The sequence below is a fragment of the Mycobacterium sp. GA-0227b genome, assembly GCF_001499855.1.
Lineage (GTDB): Bacteria > Actinomycetota > Actinomycetes > Mycobacteriales > Mycobacteriaceae > Mycobacterium.
On sequence record NZ_LQIK01000012.1, the window covers coordinates 21,539 to 42,144 of the forward strand.

A 20,606-nucleotide genomic window follows, 5' to 3' on the forward strand; every position below is an offset into this window, starting at 1 on the left:
CTCGGCGCCCACCGCACCAGTGTCAGCTACGAACTAAGCCGATTTGCACGCCAGTTGCAGCCGTTCGAGGCGCCGCACCAGGAGGCTCGGCAGCCACCGGCCCACCTCAGCCGCTTCGATCGTCGACGTGTGCTCCAGGAGTTGACCGAGCACGATCCGAGCCTCCAACCGGGCGAGCGCCGCTCCGACGCAGAAGTGCGCGCCCTTGCCGAATGAGATGTGGCTCTTTCCGGCCGGCCGGTCCAGTCGAAACTCGTCGGGATTGTCGAACTGCGCCGGATCGCGGTTGGCCGCTCCCCATAACAGCAGAAGGCGCGAATCCGCTGGAAGATCCACACCACACAGCGTGGTGTTCCTGACGACGTGACGGTAGTGGCCCCGAAACGGCGGCTCGTATCTCAATACCTCTTCGAGGAACGCGCCGAGCAGCTCCGGTTGCTCGCGCACGCGCTCTTGGACATCCGGTCGAGTCGCCAAAACCCAAGCTGCAGAACCGATCAACGACGCCGTGGATTCGCCACCCGCGCTGAACAAGATGATCATCATCGCCTGCGCGGTCAGCTCTTCGAACTCACCCGATGCGCACGCCATAGCCAAATCGCCCAGCAAGTTGTCCTGCGGGTCGGCGGCAGCTTGCCGGAACTGATCGGTGATGTAGGCCGCGAGTTCCATCACGGCGTTGCCCGCAGCGGTGAGTTGGTCTTGGCTGACAAGTCCCTCGACCACCTGGGTCGCCGAATATCCCCACCGCACGAGCTTGTCGATGTCGGTATCCGGGACACCGATGATCCGCCCCACGACCATCATGGGCAGCCGGTTCGCCATGGCGCTCATCCATTCGATGCGCCCGTCTCGCATGCTGGCATTCCCGAGCCGCTCGGCGGTTTCGGCGATGAACGGCTCGAAGGCCCGGATACGTTTGGCTGCCAGCTGCGGAAGCAACGCCTTCCTGTGCACCGCATGCGCGGGCTCGTCGGCGGTGGCCAGCACGTGGCTTTTTCCGCCCAAACCTTCCATCTCGAAGGCGCCCACTTCGCCGCCGGGCTGATACGTCATCGTCGCGGTGAGGTTCGACGAGAAGTCGTCGGGTCGAGCGACGGCGTCGTTGACGGCATCCCAGCTGCACACCGCATAGAACCCGGAATCGCCGATCCGATGCACCGGTGCTGTGGCCAACATTCGCCGGTAGAGAGGGTAGGGATCTTGGATGTACTCATCATCGAACAACCCGATGCCAAGCTGACCATCGCGCGACGTCATTTCTCCACGCTGATCGGCGTCGACAACGCGCGTCAACCAGCTCCGGGAAAGTTGAAACGCCTGCTACGCCCATCGCGCGGCGGCCGTCTCACGGTACACGCTGGACCGGCGTCGACGCTGAAATCTGCGGACGAATTTGTCTCAACCCTGAGACGATATGACTTTGGGGATTCGAGAGGACGATCAGCGTGATCCGAGACGATTGGCTCCTTGGCGGCGAGCGCCGTACGGCTGCCGCAGACCGCATCTATGCCGCAGCCACCGACCTCGTGCTGCGCGACGGTCTACAAGCCTTCGACATGGACGCCCTGGCCGCACGAGTGCACTGTTCGCGGGCGACTATCTATCGCTACGCCGGGGGCAAAGCCCAGATCCGCGACGCCGTTCTACTCCGCCTGGCGGCCCGCATCGTCGACTCGGTCCGACGCGCCGTAGAAAACTTGAGTGGCGCGGAGCGAGTGGTAACGGCAATCACGGTCGCACTCGAACACATCCGATCGGACCCGATACGGCAAATGATGATCGGGTTGAGTGCCGGTCGTGATCTGACCGAGCTTCCGTCGTCGCCAGTGCTGGGCCGTCTCGCCGCCGACCTCACCGGCATAACCGACGACGACCCGCAGGCGGCCCAATGGATCGTTCGCGTCGTCATGTCGCTGGCGGTCTGGCCGATCGGCGACAACGACGTGGAACAGCAAGTGGTGCGGCGCTTCATTGCGCCGGCATTCAACTGACGGATCGCTTCGTGCCCGCTACTCGGACGTGCGTGAATACTGACAGCCTGCAGACTCGGGGTCTCCGACCTCGAACGGGGTGGGCGGTGAGGAAAGCTCGCCCCAGCACTCCTCCTGTTCGAGATCCATGTTGTCGTCGTACGTTCCAGTGTCAGGGACTAGATCAGCGGCGGCGACAGACGTGAACCCACCGAGAACGAAGCTGACTGACAATCCACAGACAGCGCCGATTTTCTTGATATCGAAAATTTGCTCGGTCACGGGACATCCCTCCCCGAATGGAACACCGAGAGACCTGGAAGTCTAGTTCAGCCACCCGTGTGTCGCACGCCGAAGGAAATAGATACGCGCTCTGAGCCGTTTGCTGACGTCCCAAACGGAGCCTCGCCGCTGAGATCGCGGCGAACCGTGCGGTTACACCGGCAGACTCGTCCCGGTCTCCTTTTCGGCGAATTCCCACAGCCTTCGGGCGTCCTCGTAATCGCACGCGACGGCCGCGCGGCCGCTCAACGTCGGACCCCCCTTGAGTCCGTATCTGCTGTCGATCCCGACGTAACTGCCGGGGGGAATCGGTTCAGTGATGCAGTAGAGCGTCGGCGCGGCGCCTGCGTCGGCGTCGTTGGCGAGCGCACCGGCCACGGCCTTGGCCACCGAATGGAAGGCGGCCATCACCCGGGTATCCGACACGTTGGTCAGGTTCGACGCGACCCAGCCCGGATGTGTCAGATAGCTCGTGATCGGTGAACCGGCCTCGCGCAGCCGCCGGTCGAGTTCGAGGCCCCACAGCATCACCGCCAACTTCGAGCGCGCATAGGCCGGATAGGCCGACCACTTGCGCGACCGCAGATGCGGGTCGTCGAACGCGATGGCCGCCGCCTTGTGCGCATCGGAGCCGACGTTGATGATCTTGTCCCGCACCCGGTCGAACACCAGGTTCGTCAACGCGAACGGGCCCAAGAAGTTGGTGCCGAGCGTCATCTCGAAGCCGTCGACGGTGTCGCTTCGGCTCTGGGCGACCAAGCCCGCGTTGTTGATCAGGATGTCGACGTCGCCGTCGAACAACTCGGGAAAAGCCCGCACCGACGCCTGATCGGCGAGGTCGAGCTTGACCACGGACGTGTCTCCGCCCATCTCCGCCGCACGTTGCGCACCCAGTTCGAGGTTGCGAACCGCGAGAATCACATGAGCGCCCGCGCCCGCCAGGGTCCGCGCAGTCGCAAGGCCGACGCCGTTGGTCGCGCCGGTGACGATGATCCGCTTGCCGCTCAGATTGCCGAGCCGGCTCGGCGACCAATTCGTAGCCACAACGGCACATTAGCGACGGCCGCGTCGCACCGAATCGTTGACATGACACTTTGCGACTGGTTGTCTACCGCTCGATGAGCGACGCCGCCCGCGAGATCGAAAATCTGGTGTACACCTACGCCGAGCGGATCGACGCGGGCGACCTGGACGGCGTGGCAGCGCTGTTCGCCCACGGCCGCATCTGCGGGGTGGAGGACGGCCCGCCGGAAACCGTGTTCGAAGGGACAGCACGGGTCCGGCAGATGTACGAGATGGCAACGCGCATCCACGACGACGGCACCCCGAAGACCAAACACTTCACCACCAATGTGCGGATATCCGTCGACGAGGACGCCGGCACCGCCCGCGGCAGCGCGTACTACTGCGTCACTCAGGCGACACCCGAGCTGCCGCTGCAGGTCATCGTCACCGGCCACTACCGCGACACCTTCCACCGCATCGATGGCGCGTGGTGGTTCGACAGCCGCACCATGTACGTCGACCAGGTCGGCGACACCAGCGCGCACCTGAAGTTCTGATCCCGTGCGACATCCCTTCGACGCTGCCGGGCTGATGGCCGCCGCGCAGCAGAAGGAAGGCCTCGAGGATTGGGGTCCGCTGCCATTCATCGAACCGCTGGCGGTGCTCGCCGACAGCTACGCCGGCGCCGACCTCAACGACATCGGCGCACACATCCTGCGCTCGGGTCTGATCCACAGCCTGCGGATGCGGTTGCGCGCCCAGGAGTGGATTCGGCGGCATCCAGCGATCACCGACGAGGTCATCGGCGCACCGATCGTGGTGCTCGGCATGATGCGCAGCGGTACCACGCTGCTGCAGCGCCTGCTGGCCGCCGACGACCGGTTCCACTGCGCCTACGGCTGGGAAGTCGTCGAGGCCGCCCCGAAGCTGGGTTACGACTTCGCCGACCGCGAGGATCCGCGGATCGCCATCAGCGAGCGGCGCGAAGCGACGTCGCGAGAGCACGCACCGGAGTTGTTCTCGATCCACCCGATGTACGCGCGCGAACCCGAGGAGGAGATCGTCTTCCTCTCCGACGCGTTCCTGTCGCACGTGCCCGAGTCGGGAGCACACATTCCCGCATACCGGTCGTGGATCGACGGGCAGGACTTCACTCCCGCCTACGACTACCTGCACCGTATGCTGCAGTTCCTGCAATGGCAGAAGCGTCAGGCGGGCCTCACAGCGCACCGCTGGGTCTTGAAATCGCCTGCCCACCTTGGCTATCTGGACACGTTGCGGATCCGCTTTCCCGACCTGCACATCGTGCACATGCACCGGGACCCGAAGGAAACCATCCCGTCGGGCGCGAGCCTCAACGCGACGCTGCACGCGATGCACGCCGACCGCGTGGACCGCCACCGCGTCGGCGCGGAATGGCTGCAGCGAATGGGATGGACCAACGACCGCGCCATGGCGACCCGGTCCCGATGGAGCGACGAGTCGGTGCGCTGCACCGACATCGAATTCGCCGACGCGGTCGCCGATCCGATCGCTCAGGTGTCGCGGGTCTACGACGCGATCGATGTGCCATTGACTGCCCGTGCGGAGGCAGCGATGCGCCGGTGGCTGACCGACCGGCCGCGCGAGCCCGCCCGGCCGCCCTACTCGGCGTCGGACTACGGCCTCAGCGAGGATCAGATCGACGAGTGGTTCGCGGCCTACAACGACCGGTTCCGTTGCGGCGCAACCCATGGAAGGACGCGATGACCGAATTCACCGGCGATCCCGTTGCGACGGCCTCGCAGCATGAACAGGAACTGGCGGCACTCGAGCTCACGAACCACCCGACGGTCAAGGCGGCGTACCGCAGCGTCGCCGAAACGTGGCTCGGGCGGGCCAAAGCCTCCGATGCCATGCGCGAGCGCTTCGACGACGCCTTCGCCGAGGTGATGTTCTCCGCCGCAGTGTGGTCGTCGAACCAGGACAAGCTGCGACCGAAGGTCAGCTGCATCACCCGGCTCGCTCACCCCGTGGACGGCCGCTCGATACCCGGATCACGCTGGGGCATCGACAATCCCGACAGCGTCTACCGGGTCATCCCGATCTCCGGTGACGAACGCTACGAACTCCACGGCCGCGTCGGCGAGAACCGGATGACCGAGAACTACTTCACGTTGTGGGATGCCAACATGGGCACCGTCGCGGTGCTCAACGGTCGCACCATGGAGGTCGATTCCGACGGCTCGTTCACCATCACCGTCGACTCCCGACCCGCCGACGGCAGGCCCAACCACGTGCAGACCAGCCCCGAGGCACACGAGTTCTACATCCGCGACGTCCTGTTGCACTGGGACCGCGATGACCCGAATCACCTTGCGGTGCAACGACTCGGGCCTGAACCGACTGATGTTTCTCAACCGGCCCGAACCGTTGACGAGCAGGCCGATGCCACCGCGGCCATGATGGCCCACTTCGCGAACTTCACCGGGAAGCTCAGCCACGGCATCTACAAGATGCCGCCAAACCATTTCAACCTCGCATGGTCCGCAGACCGGGTCGGCGCGATGCGCAACCAGGTCTACGTGATGGGCCGGTTCGACCTGAATCCCGGCGAGGCCTTCGTCGTGGACGTCAGCGACGGCGGCGCCGAGTACTTCACCGTCCCGCTGAGCAACATCTGGGGCACCACGCTCGACATCATCGACCGCACCGGCAGCCTCAACAAGGCGCAGTCGGTGCCGAACGAGGACGGCACCTACACCTACGTCATCGCCCCGACCGATCCCGGTGTCGCCAACTGGATCGACTCCGACGGTCTGACCGAGGGCATCCTCACGTTGCGGATGGCCGAGTTCGGCGAGGAGGGACCGAAGCCGGACCTCGGCGCCAGCGGCCGGGTCGTCCCACTCGACAACCTGGAGAACGAGGTTCCGACGCTGCGCCGGGTGTCGGCCGCAGAACGCGCCACCGAACTGGCGGACCGCCGGACCGCCTATCTGCGCCGGCTACCGGAAGGAACTCTGTAGATGGCCCGCTGGCTGATCACCGGTTGCTCGACCGGCATCGGGCGTGAGATCTCCGCCGCTGCCCTCCGGGCGGGGCATTCGGTGGTGGTGACCGCGCGTCGCACCGAGACGGTGGCCGACTTCGCCGAGACCTTCGGTGACCGCGCGGCGATCGTCGCGCTCGACGTGACGGACAAGGCCCAGATCACCGCCGCGGTCCAGAAAGCGACCGAGGCGTTCGGGGGCATAGATGTTCTGGTCAACAACGCCGGACACGGGTACCTGTCCGCCGTTGAGGAGGGCGAGGACGAGAAGGTCCGCAAGCTGTTCGACACGAACTACTTTGGCGTCGTCGACACCATCAAGGCCGTATTGCCTCAGATGCGCGCCCGCCATTCCGGCCACATCATCAACATCTCGTCGATGACGGGCCTGGTGGCCAATCCGCCGAACGCGTACTACTCGTCGACGAAGTTCGCCCTCGAAGCGTTGACCGAGGCCCTCGCCCAAGAGGTCAAGCCGTTCGGCATCCGGGTGACCGCGATCGAACCCGGGGCGTTCCGCACCGACTGGGCGGCCCGCTCGATGTGGGAATCGACGACCCCGATCACCGACTACGACGAGAACGTCGGCGCCCGCAAGACCATGATCAAGGAGTTCGCCAACCACCTTCCCGGCGATCCGCGCAAGGTCGCCGAGGCGGTGTTGATGGTGAGCACGCTCGACGAACCGCCGCTGCGGCTGCTGCTCGGCCGCGACGTGCTCAAGGCAGTCCGAGACAAACTGGCCGCATTCTCGGCTTCCATCGACGAATGGGAAGCCGTCACCAAGGACGTGAACTTCCCGAAGGACGCCGCTGCAGAGCCGTGAGGCTCACGTCAGGGCTTAATGGCCCCATTTCCACGGCTTGTCCCAGTGGCCTGGCGGTGGCACACCCGGAATGTGAGAGATGTGGCCCGGCGACGGGACGAAGTGGCCCGGTGACGGCGGGTCCCACCACCACCACTCATCGTCGGCGACCGCCTGACCTGCGCCAAGGCCGGCGGATGTGATCCCGAGCGCCCCGGCCATCACGGCCCCGGCTGCGAACCTCTTCAGTGTTGTCATCGTCATCGTGAATTCCTCTCGGCTGTCTGCCTCGCCGCTGCATCAATCGCTCTGCGACTGTGCAACACGACAAGGCGCTCACGACTTCCCCGACAGTTCCATCGTGCCACCCGGCCGCCCGGCCGGCCACCCACCCCCCGACCGCTACGTCGTGAACTCCTTCGCCACTTCGGCGACCCTGCGCACCTGATCGATGTCCGAGCTCGTCGGGATGAGGTGGATCTCATCGGCGCCGACGTCTTCGAAGCGGCGCAGCACGTCGAGCAGCTCGTTCTCGACGCCTGCCCATCCCGTCGTCGGCGCCATCGCATCGACGACGTCGTCGGGGATCCAGTTCATGTAGCGCCGCAGATGCCGATGCACCTGTGCGCGCGCCTCGTCGCCGTCGCCGATCGCGAACCAGAACGAGGTCGCGAGGTGTGGCGGGGGCTTACCCGCCTGCGCCCATGCGGTGCGGGCGACATCGAACAGTTCATTCTGCCGGTCGACGTCGAGATCGAGCGTCGTACCCGCCAGCCCGTCTGCCCACTGCGCAGCGCTACGAACCGTTTTCGGGCCGATGGTGCCGACCAGCAACGTCGGCCCGCCGGACTGCACGGGCCGCGGACCGACGGGGATGACGGATTCGGTGATCTTCTCGCCCGCCCAGACCCGCCGCATCACCGCGACGCGCTCGGCCATCCCTCGCATGGTCTGCGTAGCCGGGTCCGCGCCGACCGCGCGGTAGTCCTCGGCCCTGCCGCCGACGCCCAGACCGACGGTCAACCTCCCTCCGCACAGCATGTCACCGGTGGCCAGCGCCTTGGCCAGCATGACGGGGTCATGCAGCTGTGGGACCACCACCGTCGTCACCAACCGGACCCGATCGGTCCAGGCGGCGAGCGCGCCGAGAAGCGTCAGGGTCTCCGGATTGTCGAACGCGATGCGCTCACCCCAACAGAGCGAGGAGAACGGACCGTCGTCGATGGCCCGCGCCCATGCCTTGAGCGTGTCGGTGTCGAGGTTGGGTTCCATCACCGGCATCGTCATCCCGATCTGCACGACGGCGATTCTGGCACGGCTGGCAGCATGAGGGGCATGGCGATCACCACCGCGTCCATCGCGCACATCCGCTTGACCGTCACCGACATCGAGCGGTCGCGCGAGTTCTACGAAGCAGTGTTCGGCTGGCGTGTCCTGTTCGAGCTGCCCGAAGGTGCCGACGCGGCCACCCGCGACGCGCTGAGCTTCCTGTACGGCGGCGTCATCTACGACCTCGGCGGCATGCTGGTGGGTTTGCGGCCCGCGGCCACCGACCGGTTCGACGAGAACCGCACCGGACTCGACCACCTCGCGTTCCGTCTGCTCAGCAAGGACGAACTGGATTCGGCCGCACGGCATCTCGACGAGGTCGGCGTCGCCCACGAACCGATCAAGGACATCGGGCCTTCCTACATCCTCGAGTTCCGCGACCCGGACAACATCGCGTTGGAGTTGACCGCCCCGAAGTGACGTCAGGCCAGGGTGCCCATGATGTCGGCCACTGATCCGGACCTGACTTTTCCGAAACCGGTGCCGGCCCACACATTCACGCCGTGCGGATCGCCGGCGCGGACGGCCGCTGCGCGCAACGGGCTGGTCAGATAGTGCACCTCGGGGTAGCCGAGCGGTGCCTCGGCCTCATGCTCGTCGATGAACCGGTTGCGCAGTCCGCGTGCGTATCGTCCCGAGAATGCTTTCGTCACTGCGGTTTCGGTGAACTCTCCGTCTTGCAGCGCCCCACGGTGCACGGCGCTGCTACCCGCCTCGTCGGCGAGCAGGAACGCAGTTCCCAGTTGCGCGGCCACCGCGCCCGCGCGCCGCACCCGGGCGACATCCTCGGCGGTCATCAGGCCTCCGGCAGCGACGACGGGCACGTCGACACTGTCGATCAGCGAAGCCAGCAGCGCGTCCAAGGGGACATCCGACGGCTGCGCGGTCGGGTCGAAGGTGCCGCGGTGCCCACCGGCCTCCGGTCCCTGCGCGGCCACCGCGTCCACGCCGCGCGCGACGGCCTGCTGCGCCTCGGCCAGCGTGGTCACCGTGCCGACCGTGGTGATACCCGCCGCGCGTAACCGCCGGATCTCCTCGGTGCTGGGCAGACCGAAGGTGAACGACGCCACCGCGGGCCGCATATCGAGAAGGACGTCGAGTTTGGCGGCCCAGGCGTCGTCGTCGAAGCGGGGCTCGCCGAGCGTAGTGGCGTAGCGTTCAGCGTCGCGGGTCAGCGCTTCGGAGTAGCGCTCGATCGCTTCTGCAGCGGCTGCACTGGGTTGCGGCACAAAGAGATTGGCGCCTACCGGGCCGGACGCCAGCCGCTGCGCCGCGTCGAGACGCTCGGCGAACACCTCGGCGGTCAGATAACCGGCCGGGACGAAACCCAGACCGCCCGCCCTGGTTCCGGCGGCGGCCAGTTCGGGTGTCGACGGGCCGCCCGCCATGGGCGCCACGACGACGGGCTGGACGAGGTCTCTGAAGTCGAACGTCATGCTTACATCGTGCAACGTTGCCGTCTCACCGCCGACGGTGGTTGACTGAACCGGTATGGCCATCACTTTCAACCACACCATCGTGGCCGCGCGGGACCGCGAGGAATCGGCCAGGTTCTTCACCGAGTTGTTCGGGCTGCCGGCTGCCAAGGAGTTCGGCCCTTTCCTGGCGGTGCCCTTGGCGCACGAGGCCAGCCTTGATTACGCACAGGCCGGCACGGACGAGGACATCCGGCCGCAGCATTACGCCTTCCTGGTGTCCGAGGACGAGTTCTCCGAGATCTACGGGCGCATTCGGGAGCGTGGTCTGCAGCACTGGGCCGATCCGCATGGCTCGCGCCCCGGCGAGATCAACCACAACGACGGTGGTCGCGGTGTCTACTTCCAGGATCCCTCGGGCCATTACCTCGAGATCATCACGCGGCCCTACGGATCCGGTTCCGGCTGACCCGCGACGCTAACTCAGCGAGTGGCCGCGCTTGGATTCCTGACTGCGGTAGTCGTCGGCGAGCTTTCGCACATGCTTGGGTAACGCATCGGCGGCCACGTCAGCCACGCTCGTCTGCTCGAGCACTGAACGCATGCTCGCCCGCAGCGCCCGCCAGACGTCGGTCAGCGGGGTCGTCGGCCCGGTGTACGGCAGATCGCCGAGGCCGATGTCTCTGACGCTGGCCAGCGGACCGTCGATGCAACGCAGCACGTCGGCGAGGCTGATGTCCTTCGCGGCCCGGGCCAACTCGTAGCCACCTTCGCGGCCGCGGTGACTGCGCACCAGGCGGTCGGTGCGCAGGTCAGAGAGGATGTCGACGAGAAACTGCGGCGGAATGCCCTGCGCCTTGGCCAGATCGTCGGTCGTGACGAGGACACCGTCCTGGGCGGTCGCGAGTTGCACCATCGCGCGGACGGCGTACTCGGCTTTGGCCGACATGCGCATGTGCCCAGTCAATCACGCGTGACAGCCAGCACCGCCTCGGCAAGCTCGGGCCGGCAGACAACGAGGTCGGGCAGCAACGGGTCGGGCCGGTTGTAGATCAGCGGCGAGCCGTCGATACGGGACGCATGCAGGCCCGCAGCGCGGGCGACGGCGACTGGCGCCGCGGAGTCCCACTCGTACTGGCCGCCGGCGTGCACGTACACGTCCGAAAGTCCCTGCACAACCGACGCGACCTTCGCCCCGGCCGAGCCCATCTCGACCAATGTGCCGTCCAGCGCGTCGCGCACCGCGAGCGCGATCGATGGCGGGCGCGTCCGCGAGACCACGATCCGGGGCTTGTCGGGACCGGCGGGCGGTGAGTCGACCGCGGGGGTGGCCAGCGTGACGCCTTGCGCGGGAAGCGCGATCGCGCCGGCGACCAGTTCACCGGCCTGCCATAGTGCGACATGCACTGCCCAGTCGTCGCGGCCCAGTTCGGAGAACTCGCGGGTGCCGTCGAGCGGGTCGATGATCCACACCCGTCCGGCGGTCAGGCGGACCGGGTCGTCGGCGCCCTCTTCCGAGAGCACGGCGTCGTCCGGCCGCTCGGCAGCCAGCGCTTCGGCGAGGAAGTCGTGAGAGCGCTTGTCCCCCGCGGCTTTACGCTCGGCTTCGCTCGCATCGGCCAGTTCGGAGCGGACGTCGAGCAGGAGCTTCCCGGCCGCCGTGGCCAGGCGGGCGGCGAGTTCGTGATCGCTCACCGGTCGCTTTCCAGCAGCTCGATCACCATCTCGGCGAGTTGCTCGGGGTCGCGGTCGGGAGTCAGTCGCAGATCCGGGTTCTTCGGCCGCTGATACGGACTGTCGATACCGGTGAAGTGGGTGATCTTCCCGGCGCGGGCTTTGGCGTACAGGCCCTTCGGATCGCGACGTTCGCAATCCTCCAGTGGGGTGTCGCAGAACACCTCGAAGAAGTCCAGGCCCGCCTCGGTGGTCACCGTTCTGGCCAGGGCCCGATGCTCCTCGAGCGGACTGATCGCCGGCACCAGCACCACCTGTCCGGAGTCGGCGAGGATTGCCGCGACGTGCGCCAACCTGCGCTGGTTCTCGGCGCGGTCGGCCATCGAGAACCCGAGGTCGGCGTTGAGGCCGTGGCGCAGGTTGTCGCCGTCGAGAACATAAGCGGGAACGCCTTTCTCGATCAGCTTCTGTTCGACCAGCATCGCCACCGACGACTTCCCCGAACCCGACAGGCCGGTGAACCACACCGTCTTGCCCTTGCTCAGTCGGTCCTCGGCCTTGCACAGCGATTCGTGGCGCACGGTGTTGGGGCTCGAGGTGCGCGCGGTGACCTGCGGCAGGATCATGCCCGCCGCGACCGTGCCGTTGGTGTTCGGGTCGATCAGGATGAACGAGCCGGTGGCCGCGTTGCGGCTGTACTCGTCGAGCAACAGCGGCTGTTGGGTGCGCAGCGAGATGCGGCCGAGCTCATTGAGTTTGAGCGCGGTGGCTTCCTTGTCGCGGTGCAGCGTGTTGACGTCGAGTCGGTAGTCGAGGGCGGTGACCCTGGCCCGTGTGGTGCGGGTGGTGTGCTTGATCAGGTAGTCGCGGCCGGGCTCCAGCGCGGATCCGTCGGCCATCCAGCAGACGGTGGCGTCGAACTCCTGGGTGACTCTCGGCTGGTTGTTCGGTCGCGCGATCAAATCGCCGCGAGAGATGTCGATGTCGTCGGTGAGGCTGATCGCCACCGCCATCGGAGGAAACGCTTCGTCGACCGGTCCGGCCGGACCCTCGATCGCCGCGATCCGGGACGTCAATCCCGCGGGCAGCACGACGACGTCATCGCCGACCTTCATCACGCCGCCGGCGACAGTGCCTGCGTAGCTGCGGTGGTCGTGGTGCTCGAACGACTGCGGGCGGATCACGTACTGAACGGGAAAGCGGACGTCGACGAGATTGCGGTCCCCGGCGATGTAGACCTCTTCGAGGTGGCTCAGCAGCGGCGGACCCTCGTACCACGGGGTGTTGTCGGACTTGGTGACCACGTTGTCGCCGTTGAGCGCCGACAACGGGATCGTCGTCACGTCGTGGATGTCCAGGCGTGCGGCGAAGTCGTGGAAGTCATCGCGGATCTTCTCGAATCGCTCTCTGTCCCAATCGATCAGATCCATCTTGTTCACCGCGAGCACGATGTGGCGGATGCCCAGCAGTGACGCCAGGAACGCATGCCGACGGGACTGCTCGAGCAGGCCGTGGCGGGCGTCGACCAGGACGATGGCCAGTTGCGCCGTGGATGTGCCCGTCACCATGTTGCGGGTGTACTGGATGTGGCCGGGCGTGTCGGCGATGATGAATTTGCGCTTGGGCGTTGCGAAGTAGCGGTAGGCGACGTCGATCGTGATGCCCTGCTCGCGTTCTGCGCGCAGACCGTCGGTGACCAGCGCCAGATCGGTGTAGTCGTGACCGCGTTCCTTGGATGTGCGCTCCACCGAGGCCAATTGGTCTTCCATGACGGCTTTGGAGTCGAAGAGCAGCCGCCCGATGAGCGTGGACTTTCCGTCGTCGACCGAGCCCGCGGTGGCGATCCGGAGCAACGTCGCGGCGGGCCGCGCAGTGGAGGCGGGCCGCTCAGTGGTGCGAGTCATCAGAAGTACCCCTCACGCTTGCGGTCTTCCATGCCGGCCTCGGAGATGCGGTCGTCGGCGCGGGTGGCGCCACGCTCGGTGAGCCGCGACACCGCCGTTTCGGCGATCACTTCCGCGACCGTCGCCGCGCGCGACTCCACGCAGCCGGTGCATGTGACGTCACCGACGGTGCGGAACCGCACGGTCTTCTCGACGACTTCCTCGTCCTTGCGCGGCTGCAGGTGCTTGTGCACGGCCAGCAGCATCCCGTCGCGCTCGAACACCTTGCGGCGGTGTGCGTAGTAGATCGACGGCAGCTTGATCTTCTCGGCGCCGATGTAGGACCAGATGTCGAACTCGGTCCAGTTCGACAACGGGAACACGCGGATGTGCTCGCCCTTGTGGTGCCTGCCGTTGTACAGGTTCCACAGTTCCGGCCGCTGGGCCTTCGGGTCCCACTGGCCGAACTCGTCGCGGAACGAGAACACCCGCTCCTTGGCGCGCGCCTTCTCCTCGTCGCGGCGGGCACCGCCGAACGCGGCGTCGAACTTGTTCTCGCGGATGGCCCGCAGCAGCGTGACGGTCTGGATCGGATTGCGCGACGGAATCGTCTCGACCACGCGGCCGGCGTCGATGTCGTCCTGCACCTTGGCCACGACCAGTCGGACGCCGAACTCCTCGACGAGTTCGTTGCGGGTGTGCAGCACCTCGTCGAAGTTGTGGCCGGTGTCGACGTGCATCACCGGGAACGGGAGCCGGCCGGGCCGAAACGCCTTCAGCGCGAGATGCAGCATGACGATGGAGTCCTTGCCGCCGGAGAACAGCAGCACGGGCCGCTCGAACTCCGCGGCCACCTCGCGGATGATGTGGATGGCCTCGGCCTCCAGGGAGCGCAGATGACTGAGCTCGTAGCGCCCTGCGTTGACCTGTTCGGTGGTGGTGACGGCGGTCATCTTTTCCTCGTAAAGTTGGTAGGATTGACCATATTTATGACCATTGCCCGCTATTAGACACCGGGGGCGCGCCCGATGTCAACGCACTGGGGTGCACGCTTCCGCAGGAAGGAACCGCGGGATTACAGGGTGACTTCGTTGAGCCGGCCCGTCGCGACGTCGAAGACAAAGCCGCGCGCCGACTCGTGTCTGGTGACGAACGGGCTGGCCTCGATCCGTCGCAGCGACTGCCGCACGTCCTCCTCGACGTCGATGAACGCTTCGGCGGCCCACTCGGGCTTGATGCCGGTCTCGTCCTGGATCTGTTGCTTGAAGCCGTCGTCGGTGAACGTCAGCATGCCGCAGTCCGTGTGGTGGATCAGGATGATCTCCTTGGTGCCGAGCAGCCGTTGACTGATCGCCAGCGAGCGAATCTCGTCGTCGGTGACGACGCCGCCCGCGTTGCGGATGACGTGTGCCTCGCCGTCGCCGAGGCCGAGGATCCGGTACACGTCGAGGCGGGCGTCCATGCACGCGACCACCGCGACATGCTTACTCGGCGGCAGTGGCAAGGGACCGGAGAACGTACTCGCGTACGCCTCGTTGTTCTTCAGGTACTCATCGGTCACAGACATTTCTCGACGATAGCCCTGCATCGGTGTGGCGACAGGGAAGAAAATCACGCCGATCGCATCGACCCCGGAGCGGCGAGGTCGTAGACCGTGGCGCCATCAACATCGATGGGTGCGAAGGTCTGCTGCACCCACGCGGCGATATCGGTCGCGCTACCGGAGTTGTGACCGGGAGGGCCGCCATGGGTGTCGGCGATGAAATAGCGCACCTGCCCATCGGCGACGTATGCCTGGAACTGCGCGAGCGTCGGTGAGTTGTCCGACCCGGTGAAGCCGCCGATCGCCATGATCGATACTCCCGTCTTCAGCTCGAGCCTGCTCGCGGTCATCGACCCGATGGTCGCGGCTGCCCACCGGGTTTCGGCCCCCTCGACCAGGCCCTCGAGCGCCGGGTTGTCCGTCGCGGCGCGCGGGCCACCCGGCGGACTTCCCACGTCCTGCCCGTCGCCGCCGGGTCCACTGCGCGCGCCGGCGGGTCCGGCGACGGCCATCGCGCCGCCGTGCGTGTCGGCGACGGTGGCCACCGTGTATGCGGTCGTGCCGGTAATGCCGAATACCATTGCTGCTACAGCGAATACTGCTGTAGCCCGGCCGAACCGCTGTGCGCCGACGACCAGCGCGGTTGCCGCGACCACCGACCCCGCGAGCACCACCCAACGCAGGACGGGCCACCACTCCGGCGTCCGGTCGAGCAGGACGAACGCCCAGACGCCCGTCGCCGCCGACATCACCGCCAGCGCGGCTCGTCGCGCGAAAAACTGGCGGCCCCGCCATAATTCAGTCACCGAGATACCGACCAGCGCCGCGACCGCCGGTGCCAGCGCGACGGTGTAATAGGGATGGATGATGCCGTCCATGAAGCTGAACACGGCACCGGTGACCACCAGCCAGCCACCCCACAGCAGCAGTGCGGCACGCACCGGGTTGGTTCTGGGTGCGCGCCGGGTGAACCAGAGTCCGGCGAGCAGACCGATCATCGCTGCGGGCAACAGCCACGAGCCCTGAGTCCCCATCGATTCGCCGAACAGCCTGACGATCCCCGGCTCACCACCGAAGAACAGATTCGCGCCGCCGCTCGGACCGCCCGGTCCCCCGGGACCACCGCCGCCGGGGCCCTGCCCTCCGGCGATGCGCTCGATTCCGTTGTAGCCCAGGGCAAGCTGCAGCAGGCTGTTATTCGACGAACCGCCGATGTACGGCCGTGAGTCAGCGGGCCACAGTTCGACCAACGCGATGTACCAGCCCGCGGAGGCCACCATTGCGGCGGCACCGATCGCCAGCTTGCCGAAGCGCTGCCACAAGCCCACGGGCGCCGCGACCAGAAATGCCAGCCCCAGGCCGGGAACCACGAGGAACGCCTGCAGCATCTTGGTCAGAAACGCGAAACCGACGGCGCAACCGGCCATTGCGACCCACCGACTGCTTGCGGTTTCGATGGCCCGAACCATGCAGTACGCGGCCACCACGATCAGCAGCACCAGCAGCGCATCGGGGTTGTTGAACCGGAACATCAACGCCGCCACGGGTGTCAGCGCCAGCGCCGCACCCGCGCTCAGGCCCGCCGCGGGCCCGCTCACCCGTCGTACTGCGCCGTAGAGAACCGCGACAGAAGCTACGCCCATCAACGCCTGCGGCAGCAACATGGCGAAGGGACTGAATCCGAACAGCCTTCCGGACAACGACATCAGCCACAGCGCTGCCGGCGGCTTGTCGACCGTGATCGCGTTCCCGGCGTCCAGCGAACCGAACAGCCAGGCCTTCCAGTCCTGCGTGCCGGCCTGTGCGGCGGCGGCGTAGTAGTCGTTCGCCCAGCCGGATCCGCCGAGGCCCCACAGGTACAGCACCGCGGTGGCCGACAACAGCGCGGCCAGCGCCGGCCGAACCCAACGCGGGTCGGCCCGCTCGTTCGGTGATGCCGCGGAGGCGAGTGAGCGAATGTCCGTAATCATGGTCATCGGTGTATTCCTTTGTGTCGTAGTGGGATCAGCGGTTGCGACGTGGCTGAAAGACCCAGCCCCGCAGGAGCACGAACCGCGCAGCGGTGGCCGCCAGATTGGCCAGCACCAGCACCAGCACCTCGACCAGACGATGCGGTTCGGCGACGAGTGCGTGCAGGACTCCGAGCGAGCCGCTGGTGATGGCGAGCGCGATCGCGAACACGACCAGGCCCTCGACGTGGTGGCGCGCTGCGTTGGTGGTTCCACCGATGCCGAAGGTGAATCGCCGGTTCGCCGCAGTGTTGCCGACGGCGGTGGCCAGCAGCGCGATCGAATTGGCCGCCTGCGCCCCGACCCACTGCTGAAACAACAGGAACAGCACGACGTAGGCGGCGGTCGAAGCGACGCCGACGGCACCGAACCGCACGATCTGGCGGACCAGCGACCCCGGCGCCGACGCCCTGGAAGACCCGAGTTGCGCGGCGATGGACTGCACGGGGACCGAACCGTCGGCGAATCCACGCAGCAGCCGGCCGATGCCTCTGAGGTCGGCCACGGCGGTGGCCAGAATGTCGACGCGGCTGTCGGGGTCGTCCACCCAGTCGACGGGCACTTCGTGGATACGCAACCCGCTTCGTTCGGCCAGCACCAGCAGCTCGGTGTCGAAGAACCACCCGGTGTCGGCGACGTGCGGCAGCAGCAGGCGAGCGACGTCGGCGCGGATCGCTTTGAACCCGCACTGCGCGTCGGAGAACCCGGTGGCCAGCGTGGATTTGAGGATCAGGTTGTAGCAGCGCGAGATGACCTCGCGCTTGGCGCCGCGCACGACGCGTGCGCTGCGGTTCAACCGCGTCCCGACGGCCAGGTCTGAGTGGCCGGAGATCAACGACGCCACGAGCGGCGCCAATGCCCGCAGATCGGTGGACAGGTCGACGTCCATGTATGCCAGCACCTGCGCGTCGGAGCCCGACCACACGACGTGCAGCGCACGGCCGCGGCCCTTCTGCGGGAGCCGAACCACTCGCACGTCGCTGAGTTCGGCGGCCAACTCGGCAGCGACTTGCGGGGTGTCGTCATGGCTTGCGTTGTCGGCGATCGTGATTCGCGCCGGAAACGGAAACTCCTCTCGAAGATGCCGATGCAAGCGGCGCACCGAGGCGGCCAGGTCGGCCTGCTCGTTGTACACCGGGATCACGACGTCGAGCACGGGCACACCGGCGTCACGGGCCGCCGCGGCGGCGTTCGGCCGTGATGCGAAGCGCATGGGCCCAAACGGGTCCCGGTCCAGGGCGAGGTCTGTCATGACGCCCATCGTCGGGTCGCCGGTTGTGACTGCCGTTGGTCCGACCTGTGTCTGGGCTATGAGCTGGGATCGCCGGGAAGGGTTACGACGAAACGTGTCTCGCCGGGACGGCTGTGCACCGCGATGGTGCCACTGTGCGCCTTGACGACCGCCGCGACGATCGCCAATCCGAGTCCCGTGCTGCCGTCGCGACGAGAGCGCGACGAGTCGCCCCGGGCAAACCTTTCGAAGACTTCGGGCTGCAGCCAGGCGGGGATGCCGGGGCCGTCGTCGGCCACGGTCAGCACCACGGAATGATCCGCAGCCACGGTCAGCGCGATGGTGACCGAGGTGCCGGGCGGCGTGTGGGTGCGGGCGTTGGCGAGCAGGTTCGCGAGCACCTGGTGCAGGCGGGCCTCGTCGCCGACGACGATCACCGGCTCCTCGGGCAGGTCCAACGACCAGTCGTGTTCCGGGCCGGCGACGTGGGCGTCACTGACGGTGTCGACGATCAGTCGGGACAGGTCCACCGGCTCGCGCTGCAGTGGCCGCCCGGTGTCGAGTCTGGCCAGCAGCAGCATGTCCTCGACGAGTTGGGTCATGCGACGTGTCTCGGATTCCACGCGGTTCATCGCGTGGGCGACGTCTTCGGGCACGTCGTCGCGTTTGCGTTGCGCCAGTTCGGTATAGCCGCGGATGGCGGCGAGCGGGGTGCGCAGCTCGTGGCTGGCGTCGGCGACGAACTGGCGGACGCGGGTCTCGCTGGCGTGCCGCGCTGACAGCGCCGACGCGATCCGGTCCAGCATGCGGTTCAGCGCTGAGCCCAGCTGCCCGACCTCGGTGTGCGCGCTCGCCGGGTCCACCTTGACGATCGGTGTCGGCAGCCGCACTTCCCCGCGGTCGAGTTCGAGACCGGCCACCTGTCGAGCGGCGTCGGAAACCCTTGCCAGCGGGGCAAGTTGACGGCGGATGATCAGGATACCGGCCGTCGTGGCGCCGATCAGCGCGGTCGCCCCGACCACGCAGAAGATGATCGCGACCGTCAACAGCGTGTCGTCGACGTCCGAGGTCGGCAACCCGGTCACGATCTTCTCGCCGGGTCGATGTGCGGGCAGCGCGATCACCCGGTACCGGCCGAGCCCCTCGAGCTCGATGGTCGTCGGCGTGTCCGGCACCACCCGTGCGAGCTGTTGCGCCGCGGCAGCGCTGATCTCGCTACGGGTGCCGTCCGCTGTGATCACGCCGGCGTCGACCGGGGTGCCGCCCGAGACCACGGCACCCACGGTGCGGGCGGCCTGCCCGGGCGCGTTGAGAAAGGCAGGGCCCGGCCCGAGATCGCCGCGGATGATCATGCGTTGCCGGAAACCGGGCCGCGGGAATCCGGGCGGCGGTGGCGGAGGGCCGAACTCGAACAGGCCCGATGAACGTCGGCCTGTCTCCGCCACGCGCTCGTCCAACTGCTTCATCAGGAAGTGTTGCAGCACAAGCTCGGTCCCTAACCCGACGGCCGCGCACACCAACGCCAGGAGCACGACCTGCGAGGCGAGCAGCCGAGCCCGCAGCGACCAGGTCCGCGGTGAGCGGATCCGCGCACCGTCAGCGCGCGGGCTTGAGGACATACCCGGCACCGCGCAGGGTGTGGATCATCGGCTCGCGCCCGCTGTCGATCTTCTTTCGTAGATAGGAGACGTACAACTCGACGATGTTGGACCGGCCGCCGAAGTCGTAGCTCCAGACGCGGTCGAGGATCTGCGCCTTACTCAGCACACGTTTGGAGTTGCGCATCATGAACCGGAGCAGCTCGAATTCCGTCGCGGTCAGCGTGATCAGTTCGCCGCCTCGGGTCACCTCGTGACTGTCTTCGTCGAGCACCAGGTCGCCGACCACGATCTTCGCGCCACCCGATTCGCTGGCCACCCCGGTGCGTCGCAGCAGCGCCCGCAACCGCAACACCACCTCCTCGATGCTGAACGGCTTGGTGACGTAGTCGTCGCCGCCGGCGGTCAGTCCGGCGATGCGGTCTTCGACGGAGTCTTTGGCGGTCAGCAGCAGCAGCGGTAGCCCAGGTGTCTGCTCGCGCAGTTTGCGGAGCACCTCCAGCCCGCTCATATCGGGCAGCATCACGTCGAGCACCACGACGTCGGGCGGAGTTTCGCGCGCCGATGCGATCGCCGAAGCGCCGTCGCCCGCGGTCGCGATGTTCCAGCCCTCGTATCGCAGAGCCATCGACATCAGCTCGGCGAGCACCGGTTCGTCGTCGACGACCAGTACCTGAATCGGCTTTCCGTCGGCGCGGCGCATGACGACACGGCCCGCGTCGTGTTCTGCGACGACCGGCGGACGGGAGGTGGACACGGCCCCATTATTCGCGGCCGCCATGAGCGGACGGTGTGCGTTTCCTATGTGCCGGCTGTGGACCGCTGCGT

Annotated in this window: 21 protein-coding genes and 1 pseudogene; 7 read left to right on the forward strand and 15 right to left on the reverse strand. The window is 66.9% G+C overall.

Going from position 1 to position 20,606, the window contains the following annotated elements; translation table 11 throughout:
* Positions 1 to 33 precede the first annotated feature (33 nt).
* Complete coding sequence (locus tag AU185_RS10525; RefSeq protein ID WP_059097790.1) at positions 34 to 1,260, reverse strand: cytochrome P450; 1,227 nt, start codon at positions 1,258 to 1,260, stop codon at positions 34 to 36.
* A 188-nt stretch (positions 1,261 to 1,448) separates the two neighbouring features.
* On the opposite strand from AU185_RS10525, the gene AU185_RS10530 reads away from it, so the two are divergent.
* The gene (locus tag AU185_RS10530; protein WP_059097791.1) at positions 1,449 to 1,994 is read left to right on the forward strand and encodes a TetR/AcrR family transcriptional regulator; all 546 of its coding nucleotides are present in this window, start codon (positions 1,449 to 1,451) and stop codon (positions 1,992 to 1,994) included.
* Between the two features lie 18 nt (positions 1,995 to 2,012).
* Here the strand turns inward: AU185_RS10530 and AU185_RS10535 are convergent, their stop codons facing one another.
* Positions 2,013 to 2,255: a hypothetical protein gene (locus AU185_RS10535; protein WP_059097792.1), complete on the reverse strand. Its 243-nt coding sequence runs from the start codon at positions 2,253 to 2,255 to the stop codon at positions 2,013 to 2,015.
* A 153-nt stretch (positions 2,256 to 2,408) separates the two neighbouring features.
* Complete coding sequence (locus tag AU185_RS10540; protein ID WP_059097793.1) at positions 2,409 to 3,299, reverse strand: SDR family NAD(P)-dependent oxidoreductase; 891 nt, start codon at positions 3,297 to 3,299, stop codon at positions 2,409 to 2,411.
* Between the two features lie 74 nt (positions 3,300 to 3,373).
* On the opposite strand from AU185_RS10540, the gene AU185_RS10545 reads away from it, so the two are divergent.
* Genes AU185_RS10545 through AU185_RS10560 form a run of 4 tightly spaced genes read left to right on the forward strand, consistent with a single transcriptional unit; the run spans position 3,374 to position 7,117 of the window.
* A complete protein-coding gene (locus tag AU185_RS10545) occupies positions 3,374 to 3,817 on the forward strand; it encodes a nuclear transport factor 2 family protein (protein WP_059097794.1) in 444 nt (147 codons plus the stop codon).
* Between the two features lie 34 nt (positions 3,818 to 3,851).
* A complete protein-coding gene (locus tag AU185_RS10550) occupies positions 3,852 to 5,009 on the forward strand; it encodes a sulfotransferase family protein (protein WP_059097795.1) in 1,158 nt (385 codons plus the stop codon).
* Entirely contained in the window at positions 5,006 to 6,268 is a 1,263-nt protein-coding gene (locus AU185_RS10555) for a hypothetical protein (RefSeq protein ID WP_059098373.1), read from the forward strand. The genes AU185_RS10550 and AU185_RS10555 overlap by 4 nt, the downstream gene beginning before the upstream one ends.
* On the forward strand, positions 6,269 to 7,117 hold the full coding sequence (locus tag AU185_RS10560) for an oxidoreductase (RefSeq protein WP_059097796.1): 849 nt from the start codon (positions 6,269 to 6,271) through the stop codon (positions 7,115 to 7,117).
* 15 nt (positions 7,118 to 7,132) lie between these two features.
* Here the strand turns inward: AU185_RS10560 and AU185_RS24650 are convergent, their stop codons facing one another.
* Both AU185_RS24650 and AU185_RS10565 read right to left on the reverse strand, forming a co-directional pair.
* Positions 7,133 to 7,360 (reverse strand): hypothetical protein, encoded by a 228-nt coding sequence (locus AU185_RS24650; protein ID WP_231740216.1) that lies wholly within the window; start codon positions 7,358 to 7,360, stop codon positions 7,133 to 7,135.
* Positions 7,361 to 7,498: 138 nt separating this feature from the next.
* Complete coding sequence (locus AU185_RS10565) at positions 7,499 to 8,383, reverse strand: LLM class flavin-dependent oxidoreductase (RefSeq protein ID WP_059098374.1); 885 nt, start codon at positions 8,381 to 8,383, stop codon at positions 7,499 to 7,501.
* A gap of 48 nt (positions 8,384 to 8,431) precedes the next feature.
* On the opposite strand from AU185_RS10565, the gene AU185_RS10570 reads away from it, so the two are divergent.
* Complete coding sequence (locus AU185_RS10570; RefSeq protein ID WP_059097797.1) at positions 8,432 to 8,845, forward strand: VOC family protein; 414 nt, start codon at positions 8,432 to 8,434, stop codon at positions 8,843 to 8,845.
* Positions 8,846 to 8,847: 2 nt separating this feature from the next.
* On the opposite strand, the gene AU185_RS10575 is transcribed toward AU185_RS10570, so the two are convergent.
* The gene (locus AU185_RS10575; protein ID WP_059098375.1) at positions 8,848 to 9,861 is read right to left on the reverse strand and encodes a nitronate monooxygenase; all 1,014 of its coding nucleotides are present in this window, start codon (positions 9,859 to 9,861) and stop codon (positions 8,848 to 8,850) included.
* A 55-nt stretch (positions 9,862 to 9,916) separates the two neighbouring features.
* Here AU185_RS10575 and AU185_RS10580 point away from each other — a divergent pair, with 55 nt between their 5' ends.
* On the forward strand, positions 9,917 to 10,309 hold the full coding sequence (locus AU185_RS10580; RefSeq protein WP_059097798.1) for a VOC family protein: 393 nt from the start codon (positions 9,917 to 9,919) through the stop codon (positions 10,307 to 10,309).
* Between the two features lie 9 nt (positions 10,310 to 10,318).
* On the opposite strand, the gene AU185_RS10585 is transcribed toward AU185_RS10580, so the two are convergent.
* The 9 genes and pseudogenes from AU185_RS10585 to AU185_RS10625 form a co-directional block, all read right to left on the reverse strand.
* Complete coding sequence (locus AU185_RS10585) at positions 10,319 to 10,795, reverse strand: Rrf2 family transcriptional regulator (protein WP_059097799.1); 477 nt, start codon at positions 10,793 to 10,795, stop codon at positions 10,319 to 10,321.
* Between the two features lie 8 nt (positions 10,796 to 10,803).
* Complete coding sequence (locus AU185_RS10590; RefSeq protein ID WP_059097800.1) at positions 10,804 to 11,535, reverse strand: 3'(2'),5'-bisphosphate nucleotidase CysQ; 732 nt, start codon at positions 11,533 to 11,535, stop codon at positions 10,804 to 10,806.
* Positions 11,532 to 13,418, reverse strand: a complete 1,887-nt coding sequence (cysN, locus tag AU185_RS10595) for a sulfate adenylyltransferase subunit CysN (RefSeq protein ID WP_059097801.1) — start codon at positions 13,416 to 13,418, stop codon at positions 11,532 to 11,534. Before cysN ends, AU185_RS10590 begins: the two co-directional genes overlap by 4 nt.
* Positions 13,418 to 14,394: pseudogene (gene cysD / locus AU185_RS10600) on the reverse strand (sulfate adenylyltransferase subunit CysD). The gene cysN and the pseudogene cysD overlap by 1 nt, the downstream one beginning before the upstream one ends.
* A gap of 78 nt (positions 14,395 to 14,472) precedes the next feature.
* On the reverse strand, positions 14,473 to 14,964 hold the full coding sequence (locus AU185_RS10605) for a beta-class carbonic anhydrase (protein WP_059098376.1): 492 nt from the start codon (positions 14,962 to 14,964) through the stop codon (positions 14,473 to 14,475).
* A 44-nt stretch (positions 14,965 to 15,008) separates the two neighbouring features.
* Complete coding sequence (locus tag AU185_RS10610) at positions 15,009 to 16,916, reverse strand: ArnT family glycosyltransferase (protein WP_172800272.1); 1,908 nt, start codon at positions 16,914 to 16,916, stop codon at positions 15,009 to 15,011.
* A gap of 28 nt (positions 16,917 to 16,944) precedes the next feature.
* A complete protein-coding gene (locus AU185_RS10615; protein WP_059097803.1) occupies positions 16,945 to 18,210 on the reverse strand; it encodes a bifunctional glycosyltransferase family 2/GtrA family protein in 1,266 nt (421 codons plus the stop codon).
* A gap of 47 nt (positions 18,211 to 18,257) precedes the next feature.
* The gene (locus tag AU185_RS10620; RefSeq protein WP_059098378.1) at positions 18,258 to 19,799 is read right to left on the reverse strand and encodes a sensor histidine kinase; all 1,542 of its coding nucleotides are present in this window, start codon (positions 19,797 to 19,799) and stop codon (positions 18,258 to 18,260) included.
* Entirely contained in the window at positions 19,777 to 20,481 is a 705-nt protein-coding gene (locus AU185_RS10625; protein ID WP_059098379.1) for a response regulator transcription factor, read from the reverse strand. Before AU185_RS10625 ends, AU185_RS10620 begins: the two co-directional genes overlap by 23 nt.
* Between the last annotated feature and the right edge of the window lie 125 nt (positions 20,482 to 20,606).